At 69.5% G+C, this 17300-nt stretch carries 25 protein-coding genes; 8 read left to right on the forward strand and 17 right to left on the reverse strand.

The window, feature by feature from the left end; all coding sequences use genetic code 11:
* Positions 1-394: 394 nt before the first annotated feature.
* The 4 genes from ABZS69_RS47540 to ABZS69_RS47555 all read left to right on the forward strand — a co-directional run bounded on the left by ABZS69_RS47540 (position 395) and on the right by ABZS69_RS47555 (position 3588).
* Positions 395-1105 (forward strand): DUF4145 domain-containing protein, encoded by a 711-nt coding sequence (locus tag ABZS69_RS47540; protein ID WP_355385437.1) that lies wholly within the window; start codon positions 395-397, stop codon positions 1103-1105.
* Between the two features lie 188 nt (positions 1106-1293).
* The gene (locus tag ABZS69_RS47545; protein ID WP_355385440.1) at positions 1294-1674 is read left to right on the forward strand and encodes a hypothetical protein; all 381 of its coding nucleotides are present in this window, start codon (positions 1294-1296) and stop codon (positions 1672-1674) included.
* A gap of 346 nt (positions 1675-2020) precedes the next feature.
* A complete protein-coding gene (locus tag ABZS69_RS47550) occupies positions 2021-3175 on the forward strand; it encodes a hypothetical protein (protein ID WP_355385443.1) in 1155 nt (384 codons plus the stop codon).
* A 38-nt stretch (positions 3176-3213) separates the two neighbouring features.
* A complete protein-coding gene (locus ABZS69_RS47555; RefSeq protein ID WP_355385446.1) occupies positions 3214-3588 on the forward strand; it encodes a hypothetical protein in 375 nt (124 codons plus the stop codon).
* Between the two features lie 78 nt (positions 3589-3666).
* Here the strand turns inward: ABZS69_RS47555 and ABZS69_RS47560 are convergent, their stop codons facing one another.
* The 17 genes from ABZS69_RS47560 to ABZS69_RS47640 all read right to left on the reverse strand — a co-directional run bounded on the left by ABZS69_RS47560 (position 3667) and on the right by ABZS69_RS47640 (position 14194).
* A complete protein-coding gene (locus ABZS69_RS47560) occupies positions 3667-3873 on the reverse strand; it encodes a hypothetical protein (protein ID WP_355385449.1) in 207 nt (68 codons plus the stop codon).
* Positions 3873-5297, reverse strand: coding sequence for a hypothetical protein (locus ABZS69_RS47565; protein WP_355385452.1), 1425 nt, complete (start codon positions 5295-5297; stop codon positions 3873-3875). The genes ABZS69_RS47560 and ABZS69_RS47565 overlap by 1 nt, the downstream gene beginning before the upstream one ends.
* Before the next feature lie 44 nt (positions 5298-5341).
* Positions 5342-6139 (reverse strand): SAM-dependent methyltransferase, encoded by a 798-nt coding sequence (locus ABZS69_RS47570; RefSeq protein WP_355385455.1) that lies wholly within the window; start codon positions 6137-6139, stop codon positions 5342-5344.
* A gap of 19 nt (positions 6140-6158) precedes the next feature.
* Positions 6159-7022, reverse strand: a complete 864-nt coding sequence (locus tag ABZS69_RS47575; protein WP_355385458.1) for a helix-turn-helix transcriptional regulator — start codon at positions 7020-7022, stop codon at positions 6159-6161.
* 170 nt (positions 7023-7192) lie between these two features.
* Positions 7193-7552 (reverse strand): hypothetical protein, encoded by a 360-nt coding sequence (locus ABZS69_RS47580; protein ID WP_355385460.1) that lies wholly within the window; start codon positions 7550-7552, stop codon positions 7193-7195.
* Positions 7549-7938, reverse strand: a complete 390-nt coding sequence (locus ABZS69_RS47585) for a DUF2829 domain-containing protein (protein WP_355385463.1) — start codon at positions 7936-7938, stop codon at positions 7549-7551. The genes ABZS69_RS47580 and ABZS69_RS47585 overlap by 4 nt, the downstream gene beginning before the upstream one ends.
* Positions 7935-8660 carry a hypothetical protein gene (locus ABZS69_RS47590; RefSeq protein ID WP_355385466.1) on the reverse strand — a complete coding sequence of 242 codons (726 nt, stop codon included), beginning with the start codon at positions 8658-8660 and terminating at the stop codon, positions 7935-7937. Before ABZS69_RS47590 ends, ABZS69_RS47585 begins: the two co-directional genes overlap by 4 nt.
* Positions 8657-9001 carry a hypothetical protein gene (locus tag ABZS69_RS47595; protein ID WP_355385469.1) on the reverse strand — a complete coding sequence of 115 codons (345 nt, stop codon included), beginning with the start codon at positions 8999-9001 and terminating at the stop codon, positions 8657-8659. The genes ABZS69_RS47590 and ABZS69_RS47595 overlap by 4 nt, the downstream gene beginning before the upstream one ends.
* A complete protein-coding gene (locus ABZS69_RS47600; RefSeq protein WP_355385472.1) occupies positions 8998-9243 on the reverse strand; it encodes a hypothetical protein in 246 nt (81 codons plus the stop codon). Before ABZS69_RS47600 ends, ABZS69_RS47595 begins: the two co-directional genes overlap by 4 nt.
* Positions 9244-9321: 78 nt before the next feature.
* Positions 9322-10119 carry an N-acetylmuramoyl-L-alanine amidase gene (locus ABZS69_RS47605; protein WP_355385475.1) on the reverse strand — a complete coding sequence of 266 codons (798 nt, stop codon included), beginning with the start codon at positions 10117-10119 and terminating at the stop codon, positions 9322-9324.
* Positions 10120-10288: 169 nt separating this feature from the next.
* Positions 10289-10936 carry a hypothetical protein gene (locus ABZS69_RS47610; RefSeq protein WP_355385478.1) on the reverse strand — a complete coding sequence of 216 codons (648 nt, stop codon included), beginning with the start codon at positions 10934-10936 and terminating at the stop codon, positions 10289-10291.
* An 89-nt stretch (positions 10937-11025) separates the two neighbouring features.
* A complete protein-coding gene (locus tag ABZS69_RS47615) occupies positions 11026-11715 on the reverse strand; it encodes a hypothetical protein (protein ID WP_355385481.1) in 690 nt (229 codons plus the stop codon).
* A gap of 68 nt (positions 11716-11783) precedes the next feature.
* Positions 11784-12242, reverse strand: coding sequence for a hypothetical protein (locus ABZS69_RS47620; RefSeq protein ID WP_355385484.1), 459 nt, complete (start codon positions 12240-12242; stop codon positions 11784-11786).
* A 140-nt stretch (positions 12243-12382) separates the two neighbouring features.
* Positions 12383-12877 (reverse strand): hypothetical protein, encoded by a 495-nt coding sequence (locus ABZS69_RS47625; protein WP_355385487.1) that lies wholly within the window; start codon positions 12875-12877, stop codon positions 12383-12385.
* 87 nt (positions 12878-12964) lie between these two features.
* Positions 12965-13642 (reverse strand): hypothetical protein, encoded by a 678-nt coding sequence (locus ABZS69_RS47630; protein WP_355385490.1) that lies wholly within the window; start codon positions 13640-13642, stop codon positions 12965-12967.
* Positions 13643-13850: 208 nt separating this feature from the next.
* On the reverse strand, positions 13851-14069 hold the full coding sequence (locus ABZS69_RS47635) for a hypothetical protein (protein ID WP_355385493.1): 219 nt from the start codon (positions 14067-14069) through the stop codon (positions 13851-13853).
* Complete coding sequence (locus ABZS69_RS47640; RefSeq protein ID WP_355385495.1) at positions 14069-14194, reverse strand: hypothetical protein; 126 nt, start codon at positions 14192-14194, stop codon at positions 14069-14071. The genes ABZS69_RS47635 and ABZS69_RS47640 overlap by 1 nt, the downstream gene beginning before the upstream one ends.
* A gap of 280 nt (positions 14195-14474) precedes the next feature.
* Between ABZS69_RS47640 and ABZS69_RS47645 the strand changes: the two genes are divergently transcribed.
* The 4 genes from ABZS69_RS47645 to ABZS69_RS47660 all read left to right on the forward strand — a co-directional run bounded on the left by ABZS69_RS47645 (position 14475) and on the right by ABZS69_RS47660 (position 17276).
* The gene (locus ABZS69_RS47645; RefSeq protein WP_355385498.1) at positions 14475-15350 is read left to right on the forward strand and encodes a hypothetical protein; all 876 of its coding nucleotides are present in this window, start codon (positions 14475-14477) and stop codon (positions 15348-15350) included.
* A gap of 70 nt (positions 15351-15420) precedes the next feature.
* On the forward strand, positions 15421-16020 hold the full coding sequence (locus ABZS69_RS47650) for a hypothetical protein (RefSeq protein WP_355385501.1): 600 nt from the start codon (positions 15421-15423) through the stop codon (positions 16018-16020).
* Positions 16021-16104: 84 nt separating this feature from the next.
* Positions 16105-16914: a protein phosphatase 2C domain-containing protein gene (locus tag ABZS69_RS47655; RefSeq protein WP_355385504.1), complete on the forward strand. Its 810-nt coding sequence runs from the start codon at positions 16105-16107 to the stop codon at positions 16912-16914.
* Positions 16915-17066: 152 nt separating this feature from the next.
* Positions 17067-17276, forward strand: a complete 210-nt coding sequence (locus ABZS69_RS47660) for a hypothetical protein (protein WP_355385506.1) — start codon at positions 17067-17069, stop codon at positions 17274-17276.
* The last annotated feature ends 24 nt before the right edge of the window (positions 17277-17300 follow it).

Raw genomic sequence — 17300 nt, forward strand, 5'->3', positions numbered from 1 at the left:
GCGGAGATCATCAAGAATGAGGGTGACCACGTCAGCTCGGAGGAGCTGATTGCGATCATCGATAGGCGTGGTGGACCGGGTGCTCCCGCTTCGGCCCACGAAGCAAAGGCTGCCCCGGTCAGCCCGCCGCCGGCTCGGTGAGCCGGTCCGTCGAGCCCAAGTTCAAAGACCCTCTCAGTGAATGGATCAGAAACCTCGCTACCCACAGCTCATCTTCTGCGCGCATCAGATTCGATGAGCCACATGGCTTGTTCGCGAATCAGCACAACTGATGCACTCCAGGTCAGCGCCATGCTCATGCATCAGATTCGATGAGCCGAGACAAAGGACGAAATTCGGTGCCGAGCGGTCGTTCCATACGCTTCACTTACGAACCATGGTGAACCCACTACTCGTGTCCTATGACGTCACGTCGACCGGCTTCCTGCGCCTGGAAATCCCCATCCGACAGATGATCTGCGCTCACTCCAACTGCGCTGTGGGCACCACCCAGACAAGCCGCGGTGTCCGCCGAATCTTCCCCGTGTACATGGACACCTTGGACGCCGAAGCGGGGATATTCGAAAAGACGTGGAGCTGCGACTACTGCAAGCAGGTGACCATCGAGGTCATCACCTGCGGTGCGGCCCGGTCCGGCTCAGGCAGCAGGAAGGTCGAGCAGATCATCCAGCTTTGGCCGGGGCGCACCGCTCGGGAGCTGGCGCGGGAGGTGCCCGAGCCGATCCGCGATCGGTTCCAGGAGGGCTCGCGGTGCGAGGGGGCAGCAGCGTATCGGGGAGCGGCTGCGATGTACCGCGCGGCCGTGGAGGAACTGTGCAAGGACCGTGGTGCCACCAAGTACAAGCTGTACGACAAGATCGAAGAGCTGCGGGGCCAGCTCGATGACGACCTGATCGTTGATCTCCACGAGACCCGCATGCTGGGCAACGACGGCGTGCACGATGGATTGGCCTACTCCCCCGAGGAGGTCGCCGACGTCGCCGAGCTGATCGTCGAGATGACGGAGGCGCTCTACGTCGCGCCAGCGAAGAAGGCCGCGATGCGCCAGGCGCGCAAGCAGCGCCGTGACGCACACAAGAACGGCGAGACACTCCCGGCTCCGTGAGCGCCACGGCAGCGAGCAGTTCCAGGAAGGGCCATTCCCGTTACCAATGCCAACCGCGGGGCAAGGCATGCACCTCCAAGTGCCCCGCACCCGCATGGTCAGATTTGTAACGATTTGATAACTTCGGCGGGGGCGAGTTGGTACATCATTACCACTTGAAGATCTAGTCCGGGCAGCCTGAATGCATTATGGCTACTCAGATAGTCGCCCAGGACGGCGACGCCTACGCCCTGACCGAGACGATGTCCGTGATCCTCGTCACCCACCACGAGTTCCCGCACCCGGAGGCGCCTGCCGAGTGGGCAGATCCCGGCGATCTGAGCGAGTGGATCATTCCGCCGGAGACTGAGCACAATCTCAGGACGCTCGGTTATGACCACCGCGACGTGCATCACCGGCTCTATTTGGTTCCGTTCGAGGACCTGGGGCCCTTGGACGTGATGGAGCACCACCGGCTTAGCCGTGACATGGTTGAGTACGCCGTGGCGGTCGATTTCCTTTGCACGCGCGATGACGTGGCTGCCGTGCGAGCGGCCGCGGCGCAGCGGAGGGGAGCCGCCGGTAGCTGATCCGCTCCCCTATCGATGTCGGGGCCGTCGTCTCGCCGATGTGTGAGACGCGGCCCCCATTCTGTTGCCGTAGAAGCCCGGGTTCGCGGCGTGGCGCTGAGAGCGCCGGAGAGGCCTTGACCCCCCGTTCGGTGCCGATGCCCTCCGGGATGACGCGTTCGCCCGGCAGCGGCTCCTACAGCGCGCCAAAATTCGAGCCTGTCCATGTCAGCTTTCTTTCCTTCCATCTATTCATCTATTTTTCTTTCTTTCATTCCGTCTATCTTTCTATCTATTTCGTCTAATCTTCCATCCGATGCACGGAACCCCTCGTGATCTCGGGTGACGGTGGTGTAGAACGGGCCCCATGAATCAGCCCGCGCTCGACGAGCCGGACGGCCAGCAGCAGCCCGGCCGCGGCACCAAGTGCAAATGGAAGGGCTGCCCGCGGCCGCCGGCAGAGGGCAAGGTGGCCGGGAGCGGGCGGCGCAAGGAGTACTGCGAGCAGCCCGACCCGGAAACCCGCACGATCCACAACGCGCGCAACGCATACGCCGCCCGCAACTCCGGGCGGCTCGCGGTAGACGAGCCGACGCCGGAGGAGGTGCCCGGCCGGCCCGTGGCCACGTCACGGGTGCGGGCGCGCGGCCTGGTCGACGGCGCCCGGTTCGCCGGCGAGAACGCCGTGGCGTCCATCAGGAACGCCGCCGATGAGTTCGCCGCCGTGGTGGAGAGCCTCAAGAATCTCGGGGATCCGGCGGCGGTGGAGGCCGAGCTGGAGACGATCGCGGCCGACGCCGAGCGGCAGATCGCCGAAGCCCGGCAGGAAGCCGGGGAGTCCGATCGGGCACGGCTGACGGCCGAGCGCGCCCAGGAGGAGGCCGAGGAGGAGCGCGACCTGGCCCGCGAGGCGGCCGATGAGGCGGTGTCGGCAGCCGAGCGCGCCGAGCTCGACGCAGCGCAGGCGCGAACGGAGACAGCCCAAGTCCGCGAGGAGGCGCTGCGCGAGGTCGAGACGGCCAATCAGCAGGCGCGCGAGCGGATCGACGAGGTCGAGGCGCGCACCCGGGCCGAGATTCAACAGGCCCAGGATGATGCGGCGGCCGCCGTGGCGGCTGCGGATGAACGGGCCGAGCAGGCGCGGATGGAAGCGGACGAGAAGGTCTCTGCGACCGTGCAGCGCAGGGCCGAAGTCGAGCGGGACAGCCAAGCCAAAATCCAGCAGATCCGGGAGGAAACGGCCGCGCAGGTGCGGGCCGCGGTGGAGCGGGCGGAGACGGCTGAGCGGCGGGAGGCGGTCGCGCAGCAGGCAGCGGCGGACGGCCGAGCTGACGCCGAGCGGGTCCGGGGCGAGCTGGCGCGGCTGCGGGAGGACCACAAGGCCGAGCTGACGCGGCTGGAGCGAGCGCACAAGGCGGAGATGAACGCGCTGACCAAGGCGGCCAACAGGGATGCGAAGCTGATCGATCGACTGGAGAAGGATCTCTCTCGGCTGCAGCAGACGACCCTGGACGTGGAGTAGGGTCGCGCCGTTTAGATCGCGTGTTCGATACTGGCAGTGTGGAACCTGGTGAGCTCCGTCGTGTCGACCTGGCCAACTGGCCGCACGATCGCGGCGCGGGCGGATGGGTCGTCCCGTATGGTGCTGAGCGGATCGGGTGGTGGGTGGTCACCCGAGTGCACGCCCGGTACGTGGCGCCGCGGCGTACGGTGCGCCGGTACGAGCCGATCGTCGATCAGAAGATCGACGTCGTGGTGCAGCCGTTCGCGTTGCGCGCCTACCTGGTCGACCTGGACGCGGACTTCCCGCCGGAGTGGGAGCTGGAGCCGATGCAGCGGGTGCTGCTGCATCAACGGCCACCAGGCTCCTGGTGGTATCTGCGCCTGGTGAGCGAGGACGAGCTGGCGGAGATGGAGCAGTACCGGCAGCCATGATGGTGGGTGTGCCCTACGTCCCCGCCTTCGCCGCCAAGCAGGGTCTGTAACCCGAGAGGGCGGGGACGTAGGAGCCTGTTATGCGGTGACGGAGCGGGCTGCGGCCTGTACGTCGCGCATGTGGCTGGCGAACGCGCGCCGTAGGTCGGCGCCGTCGCGTACTTCCGGGCCGTCGAGCCCGCCGCAGCGGCATCGGGCGTAGTGCACGTCGACGCCGGCCAGCGCGGATGAGACGGGGTCCAGATCGCGTTCGGGGGCGTGCTCGATGGTGAAGGAAGCGTTCACTAGTCCCTCCCGGCCAGGGCCAGGTCAGGCGCGGGAACGATGGCGGTCACGGGGACTACCGCGACTTCGGCCAGCCCGAGTGGTTCGCCCTGGGCGGGAGCCGGGTTCGCGCTGGACAGGGGCGGCTCGGGGGCCGCCGGGTCCCGGCGGTCCGGCTCCTGCTCGCTCGGCGGGGCGGTGGCTTCGCCTTCCCGAGTCGGCTCGTCGGTGGGCGAACTGGATGGTGTCGGCGTGGGCGTGCTGGTGGGTTGGTCGGATCCGGTCTCTTCCGGCGTCGGCGTGACCGCGGGCGTCGGCGTGGAGTTGGGCGGCTCCGCGGGGGTGGGGGTGGTCTGCGGGGCCTGCACGGTCGTCGGGGTGGGCGAACTGGACGCGCCTGTGGTGGGCGTCGCTGGCGCTCCCGTGGCCGGCGGCGTGGATGACGCGGTGCTGGTCTTCGTGTGCCTGGGTGTCGGCGCGGCCGCGGTGATGGGTGACGACGTGGGCGTGGGCGTCACGCTGTGGATCGGCTGCGCTGTGGCGGGCGCGCTCGTGCCGGTGGGCGTGGCCTCACTCGGGCTGATCTCCGGGTCCTGCTCCGGATCGGTGGCGACCGTTTCAGCCGGTGGCGGGGTAGCAATGGCGTGCTGCGGCTGCTGGTCGTCATCGGATGACGCGAACTGGTCAGGGACGTGCAGGGGACGCTGACCGTCGTCGGCGACGTTGATCACGACCGGGTTCGGGGGTGGCGCGACCATCTTGACCACGGGGGCGCCGACCGCGTACGTGCCTACGGCTAGCACGCTGGCGGAGACCAGGGCAGGCGCTGATGAGACGAGCGTCGTGAGGCCTCCCCCGGTGGCGGTGACTCCTGCAGCGAGGCCCGATGCTGCTACCGGCGCGCCTCCGGCGGCGATGGTGCCGGCGCCCATGCTGCCCTTGAGGGCGGCGGCGATCCTGGTGCCTGCCCATAACGCGCCGAGCGCGGCCGCGGCGCCGGCGATGTGGCTTGTCAGTCTCTGCAGGGCTTTGCCCAGCATGACTGCGCGGACCTGGGCCTTGAGGCGCGTCTTGGCGGTTACGTTGGGGTCTTTGGCAACGAGGTGGAGGCGGTGGGTTTCGTCAGCGATCGCATGTGCCAGCTCATCGGCCGACGCCCTCTTTTTGATCTTGGACACTTGGCCGATGGACACGCCGAGCTGGGCGGCGATGTTCTTCATGTGGAGGAGTCGCTCACCCGTGGCCGAGCGTAGCTCGTGCAGCCTGGCCACCTCCAGGTCGTGCAGGTGCTCCAGGATGCGCTGCTCGTTGGCTGTGGCCTCCTGCCTCTGGCGGATCGCCCGAAGGACCGCGTAAGGGTCGTCGGGCCGATGGGCCGCTTCCAGGTAGATGTCGAGCAGCAGCTCCGCGTGGCTGTCGTTTGGGAAGCTGGGTAGGTCTGACAAGGAACGCTCCATAAGGGTGGCCGGGCTTTCCGCCCGGCCGGTGGTTAGTGGAGTGGCAGAATCCCAACGCCGGCGAAGGACTCGGGCGCTTGCTCGGGGTAGGGATCGCCGTCGACCGGCCGCCAGTCGGCGGCGGGGCACAGGCCGGGCTCCAGGAGTGTCCATCCGTCGAACAGGGCAAGGATTTCGGCGCGAGTACGAGGCCGCACGGGGTTGGTGGTCTGCTGGTAGAGCGCCTGCCCAGCTTCCACTTCGGACGCGGGAATGTTGTCTGGGCACACGTGGGTGAGAGCGAACTGGCTGCCAGGGGCCAGGGCCCTACGCAGGTGCGCGAGGTATTCGCCGATTGCATCTTCGGGGATGAAATGCAGGATCGCGACGGTGAGTAGGCCGACCGGCTTGGTGAAGTCGAGAAGTTGGGCAACGTCGGGATTAGCGATGATCGTGGCGGGGTCGCGGAGGTCGCCAGCGATGGTGACGACTTGGCCGGGCCGGTCCAGCTGGGCCTGGCTGCTCGCGACCACGCTCGGGTCGTTGTCCACATACACCACGCGGGCGTCGACATGAACGCTGAGGGCGATGTCGTGCACATTCGGCTCAAGCGGCAGGCCGCAGCCGATGTCGAGGAACTGCCGCACGCCGGCTTCCGCCATGGCGCGGGCGGCACGCAGCACGAAGCCCCTGTTGGCCCTCGCGGCAGGCAGCACCGTGGAGAACATCGCCATGAATGTCTCCGCGGCTTCGCGGTCTACGGCGAAGTTGTCTTCGCCGCCGAGGAAGTAGTTGTAGATGCGGGCACTGCTCGGCGTCGAACTGCCGATAGGGCTGGAGTCGGGGGCCAAGAGGAGGTCCTTTCGAGGGTTAAGGACCGCTGTGGTCTGCGGCGGTCTCGTGCAGGTGGTCGCGGATCCGGGCGATGATCTGCGGGGTGGACCTCGAAGCTGCGGCCACGGCGATCAGTTCCTCGAAGACCATGCCGTAGCGCTCGGCGTCTCGCAGGGCGCTGATCTCGTCGCCGGTGAGCCGGTGTATGGCCAGGAGTTGCGGTCGGTCAGCGAACCGGAAAACCGTGAAGGGCTCGCAGGCAGGCAGGAAAGGTGAGGACAGTGGGTTGACCTGGATCGTGATGCCCTGGGTCTGGCTGGCATCGGTCAGCGCGTCGAGTTGCCGGAGGTGAGCGGCGATGTCACCGCCGAGCGGCCGCCACAGGACCGGCTCGTCGATGACAACCCACAGGGAGGCGCTGAGTGCCTGTTGCCGGCGCTGCACGTTTTTCACAGTGGCGGCGGTCGCCGTGGCGGAAGGAGCTGGGTAGTGGCTGGCCCGGTGAGCGGCTGCGGCGTACTCCTGAGTGCGCAGCAGATCGGGCACGAGGTGCGGCTGGTAGGTGCGGATGAGGGTCGCGGCCTGCTCATGAGCCCACAGGACGGTTTCCTCAATGGGGACGTCCTGGCTGTCCCACCAGTCGGGGTCTCGTTTGCCCAGCGCTACGGAGATGATCGTTTCTTGCTGGTAGGGGTCGGTGACCCCGTACAGCATCAGGAGGTCGATCAGGTCTCGGCGTCTGAAGGGGACGCGGCCGTTCTCCATCTGGCTGATCTTGGCGATGCTGGCTTCGATCGCGGTGGCGGCCTCCTTCTGGGTGCGGTTGGCATGGAGTCGTAGTTGGCGAAGGCGTGCGCCGACCAGTTGACGCGCGCCTACTTCCCGGGCGTCTGCACTCACCGTCTCGTGTTTCCCTCCACGCTGCGGTTTCAGTGCGTAGCCGCCTAGCGTTTGATCACTTAAATGGAATCAACATCCGTTACGTTTCAGCGAGGAGAGAATACGCGTATTTTTCCTGGCCTGTCTAGGATGGCGAGGCTGTCAACCGATCCTATTCAAGATCACAAAGGTTAAATGGATCTACTGTCGAGAGATCTGACTGATACACGTTCCGTAGTCGGACCCGTCTCGGTCGGGTTGCCGGGCCGGATGACGCCGGCGGCGAGCAGTTCGGTGGCGACTGCGACCATCAGCGTCCGGTTCGCCTCCGGTACCGCCTCCCACGGCACCGACGACTCTGGGCGGGTCTGGTAGCCGTGAGAGGGGGCAAGCCGTTCGTACGTCTCGTGGAAGGCGCGGGCGATCTGCTCGGGCGCGGCCGCCTCCACGGCGGCCAACTCGTCGGCGCACTTCCGGCACAGGCGCGGGCCGCCGCACCGCGCCTTCTTGTCGTCCGGGCGGGGGGTGACGTGCCCGTGGGGTCCCGTCACTGGGCTGACTCGATGGTGTGGATGACGCTGGCGTGCTCCAGGTCGACCACGATCAGCCAGTCGTCGGCGAGGAGGTCGGACTGGGAAGCGACCCAGGGCACGATCTGCCCGTCAACGGTCTTCATGTCGATGTGCGGCCGGTACTCGACAGTCTGCCCAACCAAGTCGGGCGCGGCCTCGCCGAGAGGGCGCCCGGCCTGAACGGTGAGGGTAGAGCCGGGTACGAGGAAGAGCCACATGCCGCGGCCGTTCCAGCCGGCGCGGGTGAGACGCTCGCCGGACTTGAGGAGTTCGAGGGCTTCGCCGAAGGACAGCACGTCCGCTCCTGTCGTGGTGGGGTGGGTTGATGGGCCGGTCGGGGCGGGGTGCTCGTGCGGCCTGCTCACTGCTCCCCCGCGGTCTGAGCGAAGGTCGCGGCCGCGCGGCGCGCGTCGTCCAGGTCGGCCTGAGCGCGGGCCAGCTCCGCAGTGGCCCGGGACAGTCGGCCGCTGGCGGCGCTCACGGCCGAGCCGTTTCCACCGACGGGGCCCTCGAGGTCGAGTTCGATACGACGGGCGAGCAGGGTGATGTGCATGCGCGGCATGAAGTCCGGATCGTCCATGACGGTCACGGGCACAGTGCAGGTGGGGCCGAGCCGGTACGGGAACGCCTGCCCGTCGACGAGCAGCTCCCACCAGGAGCGGCCGGAGCCGATCCGGCGGACCTGCACGAGGCCCGCCATGCGCGGGCTCAGCTCCGGCCAGCGTGCCGGGTCGGCCGGCGGGGTGGGGTCGGGGCTGGTGGGGATGTTCCACCGGGACGGGCTCTCGATGTGCTGTGGCTGCGGCTTGCCGTCGAGGTCCTGGTGGAAGCGGGGGTCGTTGTCGATCTGGATGGCGTCGGCGTACAGGCTGACGCCGAGGCTGGCGGTCTTGTACGGGGTGATCGGGACGGCGGCATCGGGCAGCAGGTGATACGGGAAGGTGTGGCCGTCGATCGTGAGCTGCCACGTGTAGCCGTCCCAGTCGTCTCCCGTGACGCGGCGCTGCCGTACCTGGATGAGGTCGGGAAGGCGGCCTATGCCGTTGTCGGCAGGCCAGGCGATCATGTTGACGCGGCTCGTGATCATGAGGCGGGCTCCTCTTGGGTGGTTGCGGCGCGGGCCGCTGCGGCGCTCTGGACGAGTTGCAGGCCGGTCCGCTCGGCGGTGGCCGGGTCGAACCGGACGGTCAGGTCGCCCCACTTCACCGTCACCAGCTCGGCAGGCTCGGCGGGTGGCTTCGGCTTGCGCTTGGGCGGCGTCATGGCGGCGGTGTAGGCCATGGCGAGCAGCAGGCCGATCCCGAGACCGGCGAGGCCGGGCAGGGGTGTGTGAGGCCACGCGCACGAGGCGAGCAGCATGGGGGCGAGCGCCAGGAACACGAGCGCGGTGCCGTGCATGAACGCGGCGAAGACCTGGCGGCCGGTCACGCCTGCGTCTCCTGGGCGAGCTCGGCGGCGGCGGCCTGTTCGGTCTCGTCGTACGCGCGGACGACGGTGAGGAACGCCCGCCCGACTGCCCACGCCCAGGCGAGTCCGACCAGTACGGCCACGGCCATGGCGTAGATATTGCCGGGCGTGACCAGGCCCGCCACGGCGATGGGAAGGAGGAACACCGCCGCGAGCGGCGACACGAGAACGAGGACGGCGGCCAGCATCCGCAGTGGGGACATGAGGGGATCTCCAATCGGGTTGGGAAGGGGAAGGAAGGATTGCCGTGCCCGCCCCGAGCGCGGGCTCGGCCGAGAGGGTCACCAGGCGGCGGCCCACGTTTTGGGGCCGACCACGCCGTCATCCGCGACGTGCCGGTCACGCTGGAGGACCTTCGTGGCGGCGCTGGTCATGGGACCGAACGTGCCGTCGACGGTGATCGTGTAGCGCAGGGCCTCGAGGCGGGCCTGCCACTGCTCGACGTCGTGGCCGGTCATGAGCGGTCGGCGCGGGTCATAGTGGAGCATCCGGCCGGGCCAGCGCGGCGCGGTCGGGGGCTTAGGGAACACCTTGGTGTCGTCGGTGTCCGGCTCGCCGCCGTCGAGCTCGGCGCGCACCAGGGCGAGGAACTCATCCCACGGGAACGCGGAGCCCGGATCGGAGTGGTCGGAGCGCTTGTAGACCGCGGAGGCGTCGACGTGGCCGATGAACCCCTTCCGGCCGGCGCGGAGCTCGGCGCGGGACAGCTTCTTGGCGGGGATGCCGTACTTCTTGCACCAGACGGCCGCGTGCCGGGCCGCGTTGCGGAGCAGGGCCTTGCTGTAGGCGTCGCGCCAGCCGGCGGCGCCCTGCCCGGCGCGGCCGGCCAGCTCCATCTGCAGGCCGTCCGAGTTGGCTCCGGGGGCGGCCCACGCGGTGTCGCTGTCCGGCACGGTGCGGACGGCGCTGTCGTTGTCGACGCACAGATGCGCGCTGGCCTTCGTCGACCGCCTGGCGAAGTAGTTCGCGACGTTCTCGGCGACGTTCGGCGATTCGCCCGTCTCCATTGTGTGGATCACTATGAGGCGGATCGGTACGACGCGGCCCTCGTACCTGTTCGGTGACAGGACAGTCTTCATGGTTTCCCCCCGGGGTGGTTGACCGGGAGGGAGGATTGCGGGTTTCGCCGCTTACGTCTCGGCGCGGCGGCGGGCGCATGGGGAAGGGGCGCGACCTGCCGCACCCTCAGGAGGAGGGCGGGTGCGGCGGTTGCGCCCCTTCGAGGTGCCCGGTTGCGGGCCGGGCTGGCTAGTCGAGGCCGACGATCTGGCGGGCCTTGTCGATGGCTTCCCGCTCTGGCCGCTCGTAGTGGGCGGCGTCGTAGCTATCGTCCCGCCACGGGTTGTGCCAGTCGCCGAGGGTGAAGTTCCACAACTCCGCGTCGGACCAGGTGCCCTTGGCGATGAAGAACAGGCCGGTGTGGTGGTGCCGCTCGACCCACACCTCTCGCCAGATGGTCGGCTCGCTGTTGTCCACCCGGTAGCGGTCGATGGTGACGCCGGTCGGCAGCGGCGGGCCGGTCTCGCAGGCGGGTTGGGTGTCGGTGTTGCCGCCAGCGAGTTCGAGCAGTTCGTCAGCGTCCACAGGGTTGCCGTGATCGGCCGCGCGCTGGATGGAAGCCTCCACGCTTCGCCATTTCACGGCGTCGGCCGCGTGGGAACAGACGCGTCCCTGGGTAGCAACGCCGGTCGGCGGGGCGAGGCTGGCGCGGAGCTTGGCCAGCAGGGCGGCCAAGCCGTTCGGGTCCCCGTGTCGGGCTACGCGGGCGATGAACGTCCGGTCGTTCTGGTCGAGAGAGACGCCGTCGAGCTGGTCGAGGATGCGGGTACGGGCGGCCTGGGCGGCACGGTCCGCGCCCTGGTGCCAGGCGCGGTTCTCGGCGTCGCTGATGGTCATCGGTCGCCCCCTTGGGGTTTCGGTGGTGTCGGTCACGGGCGGTCTTCGGGTGAGGGCCCGCCCCGGGGGAAGCCGGGGCGGGGATGGTGTCAGGCCGGGTCGTCGCCGTCGACCTCGAACAGGTCGTACTCGCCGTCGAAGTCCGCACTGCTGATCTCGACGTTGGGGGCGATGGTGCCGACCTCGATGTCGCACGTGTCGCCGATCAGCTCGCGGGCGGCCTGCTCGCTGGTGGCCTTGACGCGGACGACGGCCATCAGCTTCGCGTCGAACGCGTACTCGTGGATGGCCGGGCCGCCGCGTAGCGCGTCGGCGATCTTGTTGAGGGCAAGCAGGTGCTCGTCCTCGTCGAGGTGGCTCAGTTGCTCGGCGGTCGCGGTCGCGTCGCCCTCGACGCGGGTGACGCGGTAGAGGCGGGCGCGCTCGTCGACCGCCAGGAGGACGCGGCGGGCCTTGCTGTCGTCGGTGGCGGGGGTCTCGTACCTGAACACGGCGGCGAGGAAGTGGGGCAGCGGCTCAGCGCGGTCGGCGTACAGGCCCAGGTCGTGGTTGACGTCGCCGGTCGCCCCCTCCGGGCCGATGCCGAAGAAGAACGGCGTCCACTGCCACGGGCCGATCTCCGTGAAGGTCAGGCGCGCCGGGGAGGGGGCCACGTCAAGGGTGATGTCGTAGAGCATGGGGAGGTTGCCCCAGCCGTGTGCTTCGCCCTCACGCTGCTCCACGTGGGTGAGGAAGTCGAGCATGCTCGCGGGGGTGTAGAGCGTGTGGTTGTCCGCCATTGGTGGCGTACCTCTTTCGATGCTTGGGGTGGCCCCCGCGCGGCGGGCGCGGGGGCCGAGGGTGGGGGCTAGACGCTGGTGAAGACCACGACGAAGCGGGCAACGACGGCGTCGGGGTCGTGGTCGGCGCGCTCGTGGGCGACGTCCGCGACGTGCGTCTTGCGCGGGTGGTCGTCGGCGTAGGCGGTGTTGAGCCAGAAGCGCAGGCTGCTGGCGGAGACGTAGCCAGCCGTGGAGACGGGGAAGCCGAAGCGGACCGCCAAGGCGCGGATGGCCTGGTCGGGCAGGCTGTTGAGGTAGCGGTAGACGATGCGGCCGAGGTCGCGGATCTCCTCGCGGGTGGCGTCGGCGTCGTCGAACGCGGCGGTCCACGTGGCGTAGGCGTCGCGGGCGGCAGCGGCGGCGATGCGCAGGGGGGCGCAGGCGGCGGGCTCGCCAGAGAGGGTGTCGGCGAGAGTGCGGGCCTGCTCGTGCGACGTCTTGGCGTCCTGCCAGGCGGCGACCAGTTCGGCGGGGGTGTACTGCATGAATCCTCCTGAAATCCAATACCGGGAGCCGCAATCCCCCAGCGTCTGATCCAATAATACAGCCTATTTATCTCAGAGGGAAGGGGCTCCCCGGGGGGCGGGTTCCGCTGGTGGAGGTGGCTAGCCACCACGGCCGGGGCTCACCACGGCCGTCCCCTCTCGAGGTCGTCGTCCGCGCGGACGCTACCGGCGTGCTCGTCGTTGGCCACGTCCTCCAGGAGGGCTTCAACCGCGCCGTCGGCCGGCTGCAGCTGTGCGGCGGGCGGCTCCCAGTCGGGGCGGCTGGCGACCATGGCCAGGTACAGCCAGTCCGGCAAGTGGGCCCACGACTCTGGGACGGCTCCGTGACGCCGTTCGGTCACGGTCATCAGGCCGACCGAGCCGTCCGCCTTCCGGTTCGGCCCGTTCACCTCGTACAGGCTGAGTGTCCATCCGTGCTCGGATGTCCACACCCACCGGTAGATGGCGTTGCGGGGGAAGAAGTCGCGCTGGCCGGGCCGGATGACGGCCTCGGCGGCGGCGAACTCGTCTTCGACGGTCACCGTCACCCTCTTGCGGTTGACGGTCATCCAGCCTCGTGCGGGTCTGGGCGTCTCGGGGGCCGGGGGCGGGTCGAACAGGGTGTCGCTGTTCATGGGGTGTCCTTTGGTGCAGAGCGAGTTGTTCGGGGCCGGTTGGCCGCGACGGCTTTCCTGTCGCGGCCAACCGGCTGGCGGCCTGGGCTACAGGGGCGGCTCGTTGTCGCCGTACAGCTCGCGGGACAGCGCGGCGTCCGTCTCCGCGCGCCGCTGCTGGTGCCCGGGGGTGTCGTCGAACGCGCCCAGCTCGTTCAGGAGGGCGGCGACCTCGTCCAGCGTGCTGGGCCTGCGTGTGCTGAACGCCTCGAAGAACGGCCGGAACGCGGTGTGGGCGGCGGCCTGGTCGGTGCGGACGGACACGGTCACGCACGGGTCGATTCCGCCGGTGTCGCCGGTCACGGTGAAGCCCCACATGGTGCCTGCGCCGCGCAGCCAGGCGCGGACGACGATCTCGTCCTCGTAGTCGTCGTTGCGGTGCCGGTAGTAGGTGGGCGTGACGGCATCCGTCACGTCCAGGCTGTAGACGAGATCCAGCGCCGTGGTGAAGATGCGGATCGCTTCGGCGTCGTCGGCGGGCGGGTCGGCGAGCAGGTCCGGACGGCCCAGGTCGCGGACGCCCTGCCAGCCCTCGCGCGCCTCGATCGCCAGTGCCTTACGCGCGTCCCCGGCGGTGGGGAAGGTGTGTTCGTCCAAGCCCCGCCCGCCCTCGAAGTGCAGGGTCCAGGCGTGGGGGGCCAGTTGGGCGTACGCGGCGGCGCGGGGGCAGTCCGCGTGATCGGCGTCGGAGCTGGGGGCACACCAGGCGTGAACGGTGTCGATCACGGCCCAGTCGTCGCCGTTGCGCGCCAGGATGGCGACGGTCTCGTGGTGCAGCTCCGGCTCTGCGGAGCGGTAGTAGGCGGCGTTCAGGGAGGCGTACGGCTCGATGGTGCCGGCGGCGCGGCGTACGGCGTGGCCGGCGGGGGCGATGGCGTTGATGCGGTTCCTCCTGAGGGGGTGGAGCCGGGGGCGGTTGCCCCCGGCCTGGGGGTCAGTGGTACGGGCAGTAGGGAGACTCGTCGCCGTTGGCGAGGAAGAACATCCAGCCGTGGCAGCGGCGGCACTGGCGGGCGTAGACGTCGGCGTTGCAGCAGGCGGTGCGCTCGTCTTCGAGGATCTCCGGGTCGGTGTCACCGCACGTGGTGCAGACGGGCTGCGCGCCGGGGGCGAGGCGGGGGGCCGCCTCGCCCGGCAGGGTGGCGATGGCCACTAGAAGATTTCGTACTCGTCGTAGAGCCCGGTGGGGGCGTCGAACAGGCTCTCGGTGGTGGTGCGCCCGTCGCGCAGGTCGGCGAGGTCGGCGGGGGTCATCAGACCCTGGGTGGTGTAGATCATGGTTCCTCCTGGAGTTCGTTGGGGCCGCAATCCCCTTCGGACAAATCAAATACTACAGGCTTTTTAGTTCGATGTGAACCCCTTGGGGAACGGGGGCATTCTGTGGCCCCCTGGCGCTTGCGTCGCGCAGGCGGATGCTCTGGCCACAGGGGTGAAGCGGCTTCTCGGGGGGCCGCGCGGGGCGGGTCCTGGGGTTCGGGTTGAGATCTAAGTAAATGACCTGTAGTATTTGATCCGTGCGAGGGATTGCGGCCCTCGCCGGATCCAGGAGGAATCCTCAATGGGAATCATCACCAGGGCAATCGCCCTGACGGTCGCGGCGGTGGCCACCGTCGTGACCGTGGCCACGGGAGCGCAGGCCAGCGCCCCTGTGGGAACCATCACCACCCCGGCGGTAGGCATCTCCGCCACGGTCGGCGAGACCGTCACGGTCTCCGCCGAGACGGACGGGGCATGCGCCCCATCCCTCACGGTGCAGCCCCCCGCCGGGGAATCCGTGCTCGTCGTGACCGGGAACCCGGGCCCCATGTGCGGCCCGGTCTCCTTCAGCGGCGGCTACGTGCCGGAGCGTCCCGGCAAGCACACGATCGCCCTCGTCACCGCGAAGGGCGATGCGCTCGCGGAGGTCGAAGTCTCGGCGGTGAACCCGCCCACGACTCCGCTTCCGACCCCCACCGTCACGGTGACCCACACGGCTGAGGCGAACACCCCGACGCCCACCGTCACCACGACGGCCACCGCCACCCCCACCGCGACCAAGACCGTCACGGCCAAGCCCAAGGCGACGCCCACGGTCACGCGGACGCGGACGGTCAAGGTCACGTCCACCCCTGCGGTGCAGCCAGCCCCGCAGGCGCTCCCGCAGCAGGGGCTGCCGGTTGTCCCGCAGCCGTTGCCCACGCCCGCGTCTGACAGCGACGTCAAGGTTCCGGCTGCCAGCCAGGTTCCCGCGCCGCAGGTCGCGGAGCAGGACCGTGACGAGATTCCCGCCTGGCTGGCCTACCAGCTCGCCAGGCAGGAGCAGACCCCGGCAGGTCCCAGCTTCGGGACGGTGGTCGGCGCGGTCGTGACCGTGCTCGCCCCGCTCGCCGCGATCGGCGGGCTCGTCTGGTGGCTCATCTACCGCCGCCAGCGCGCGGGACGCAACCCGCAATAACCGGCACGATCCCGCCGTGCCCGCCCGTAGCACCGGGCGGGCACGGCCCCCACCACGGAGGAACACCGACATGGCGCGCGAGCGCAACAAGAACCACGCCCAGCGGCGGCGGGCCCGCCTGATAACCGGCACGTACCGGGCCCAGTTCGGCGGGCAGGGCAGCCGCGAGACGACCACGGGCGACATCATCACGGACCTGCTGCTCGGCTTGCCTGAACGGAACTGGCTGCGGGTCCTGTGCATCGCCCTGCGGGACGCGGTCGAGGAGCGTTTCGGAGAGGGCTTGGCCAAGCGGCTGGCCCTGTACGCGGGCGGGCTGGATGTGCCCGAGGAGAGCCTGCCGAGCGAGCACGACTCGATGCAGCACGGCAACGAGGACTCCGAGGACGACACCGGGCCGCGCCCGTACACGTTCGTCATCGACTTCTTCGAGCCGTACGACGAGTTCACGCAGGAGGTCGTCGTGGCCTCCGGCGTGGACATCGACGAGGCACGAGGGGCCGCCAGCCGGGCGCTTGGCGCGGCGTACGCGGCCGAGGGGCTGTCTGACGACCCGCTCGGCGAGGTCGACGGCGAGGGCGAGGCGAAGGTGGCCGTCGCGCTGTGCGGCGACGTGGCCGACCTGATCCCGTCCGTCGCCAGCGGCGAATGCGTCCCGCTCCGCCCCTGACCGGCCTGCCGCCATCCTTGCTCAGGGCAGGGGTGGCGGCCCTCACTCCCCCAACCCGTTCTTACCGCCCTTGGAGGCAGCAGCATGACCAGCTCGACGCCGACCGGCCCGATGCCCGCCCTCGCCCCGCAGATCCCCCCGGCTGACTTGCGCGCCACGATGGCGGGCCCGGCCGGGTACATCGCCTGCGCCACCCACATCGGGCGGCGCAGGCGCAGCAACAACGACCACGTCGTGGTCAGGGTCGGGCCGAGTTTCACCGCGCTCGTGGTCGCGGACGGGGTGGGCACCCGACAGGATGCGGGCGTGGCCGCGCGGATCGGCGCGGAGGTGGCCGCCACGGTGGCCGCGCAGACCGGGATGGCCCACGTTGCGTGCGAGGCCGCGCGGGTCGCGGTGCTCGGCAACTTCGACGATGACCCGAGCTCGGCGACGTCGACCCTGACCGTGGCCGTGCTGTCCAACCACTCGGCTCGCCAGGACGGCGCGGTGTCGTGGGTGGACCTGGCCTGGCTGGGCGACAGCAGTGCGTGGCTGCTCCTGGCGGACGAGACCATGCCGATGGTGCGGCTCACCACGCCGCACAACCCGGAAGACGACCCGCACGTCGTGCTGCGGACCGTGACGTACGGCGAGCCCGACCACGAGCTGATCGAGCTGTTCTTGGAGCCCGGCAGGCGGCTGCTGCTGTGCTCGGACGGGCTCGACGGCTACGTCGACCACGAGGTGATCGAGCAGATCCTGGCGGGCGCGGAGTCGGCCCACGAGGCGTGTGACGCGCTGGTCGCCGCCGCGTTGGAGGCCGGCGGCCGGGACAACGTGACCGTGATCGTGGCCGAGCTGGGCGGCGAGCGCCACGCGGACGTCACCGGCGACGAGCCTACCGGGGAGTGAGGCGTGGCCGCCCTCAGGGTGTCCGCTATCGGGGGCGCGGACACCCTGGGGGGCCGCTCGTTGGATCCCCTTCCCACGAAGCTAAATAGCCTGTATTATTTGAGTTGCTCGGGAGGGATTGCGGCCCTCGCGGCGTTCGACAGGAGGAATCCATGGCCATCGCCACCACCGCCCAGACGCCCACCATCGCCTACCTGATGAAGGACGGTGTCCCCCACATCGAAGACGCCACCTGCGCGACCCTGAGCCTCTGCGGGGAGGCATGCGGCCGCCACGCCCACCTGGACGGCCCCGGCAAGGCCGAGGTGTGCGCCACGTGCGTGGGTATCGCTGCCCGGCTCGCCTACCGGCCCGCCGCCTGACCGCCCCGGGCCCTGGCCGCCGCG

The sequence above is a fragment of the Nonomuraea sp. NPDC005650 genome, from assembly GCF_040605375.1.
In the GTDB taxonomy this organism is placed as follows: domain Bacteria; phylum Actinomycetota; class Actinomycetes; order Streptosporangiales; family Streptosporangiaceae; genus Nonomuraea.

Excerpts from the sequence above, each read along its gene's own strand:
- ABZS69_RS47660 (WP_355385506.1), top strand. The coding sequence starts at position 17,067 with ATGGCCATCGCCACCACCGCCCAGACGCCCACCATCGCCTACCTGATG.
- ABZS69_RS47655 (WP_355385504.1), top strand. The coding sequence starts at position 16,105 with ATGACCAGCTCGACGCCGACCGGCCCGATGCCCGCCCTCGCCCCGCAG.
- ABZS69_RS47590 (WP_355385466.1), bottom strand. The coding sequence starts at position 8,660 with ATGATCACGAGCCGCGTCAACATGATCGCCTGGCCTGCCGACAACGGC.
- ABZS69_RS47615 (WP_355385481.1), bottom strand. The coding sequence starts at position 11,715 with ATGGCGGACAACCACACGCTCTACACCCCCGCGAGCATGCTCGACTTC.
- ABZS69_RS47640 (WP_355385495.1), bottom strand. The coding sequence starts at position 14,194 with ATGATCTACACCACCCAGGGTCTGATGACCCCCGCCGACCTCGCCGAC.
- ABZS69_RS47600 (WP_355385472.1), bottom strand. The coding sequence starts at position 9,243 with ATGTCCCCACTGCGGATGCTGGCCGCCGTCCTCGTTCTCGTGTCGCCG.
- ABZS69_RS47650 (WP_355385501.1), top strand. The coding sequence starts at position 15,421 with ATGGCGCGCGAGCGCAACAAGAACCACGCCCAGCGGCGGCGGGCCCGC.
- ABZS69_RS47545 (WP_355385440.1), top strand. The coding sequence starts at position 1,294 with ATGGCTACTCAGATAGTCGCCCAGGACGGCGACGCCTACGCCCTGACC.
- ABZS69_RS47610 (WP_355385478.1), bottom strand. The coding sequence starts at position 10,936 with ATGACCATCAGCGACGCCGAGAACCGCGCCTGGCACCAGGGCGCGGAC.
- ABZS69_RS47620 (WP_355385484.1), bottom strand. The coding sequence starts at position 12,242 with ATGCAGTACACCCCCGCCGAACTGGTCGCCGCCTGGCAGGACGCCAAG.
- ABZS69_RS47645 (WP_355385498.1), top strand. The coding sequence starts at position 14,475 with ATGGGAATCATCACCAGGGCAATCGCCCTGACGGTCGCGGCGGTGGCC.
- ABZS69_RS47550 (WP_355385443.1), top strand. The coding sequence starts at position 2,021 with ATGAATCAGCCCGCGCTCGACGAGCCGGACGGCCAGCAGCAGCCCGGC.
- ABZS69_RS47605 (WP_355385475.1), bottom strand. The coding sequence starts at position 10,119 with ATGAAGACTGTCCTGTCACCGAACAGGTACGAGGGCCGCGTCGTACCG.
- ABZS69_RS47625 (WP_355385487.1), bottom strand. The coding sequence starts at position 12,877 with ATGAACAGCGACACCCTGTTCGACCCGCCCCCGGCCCCCGAGACGCCC.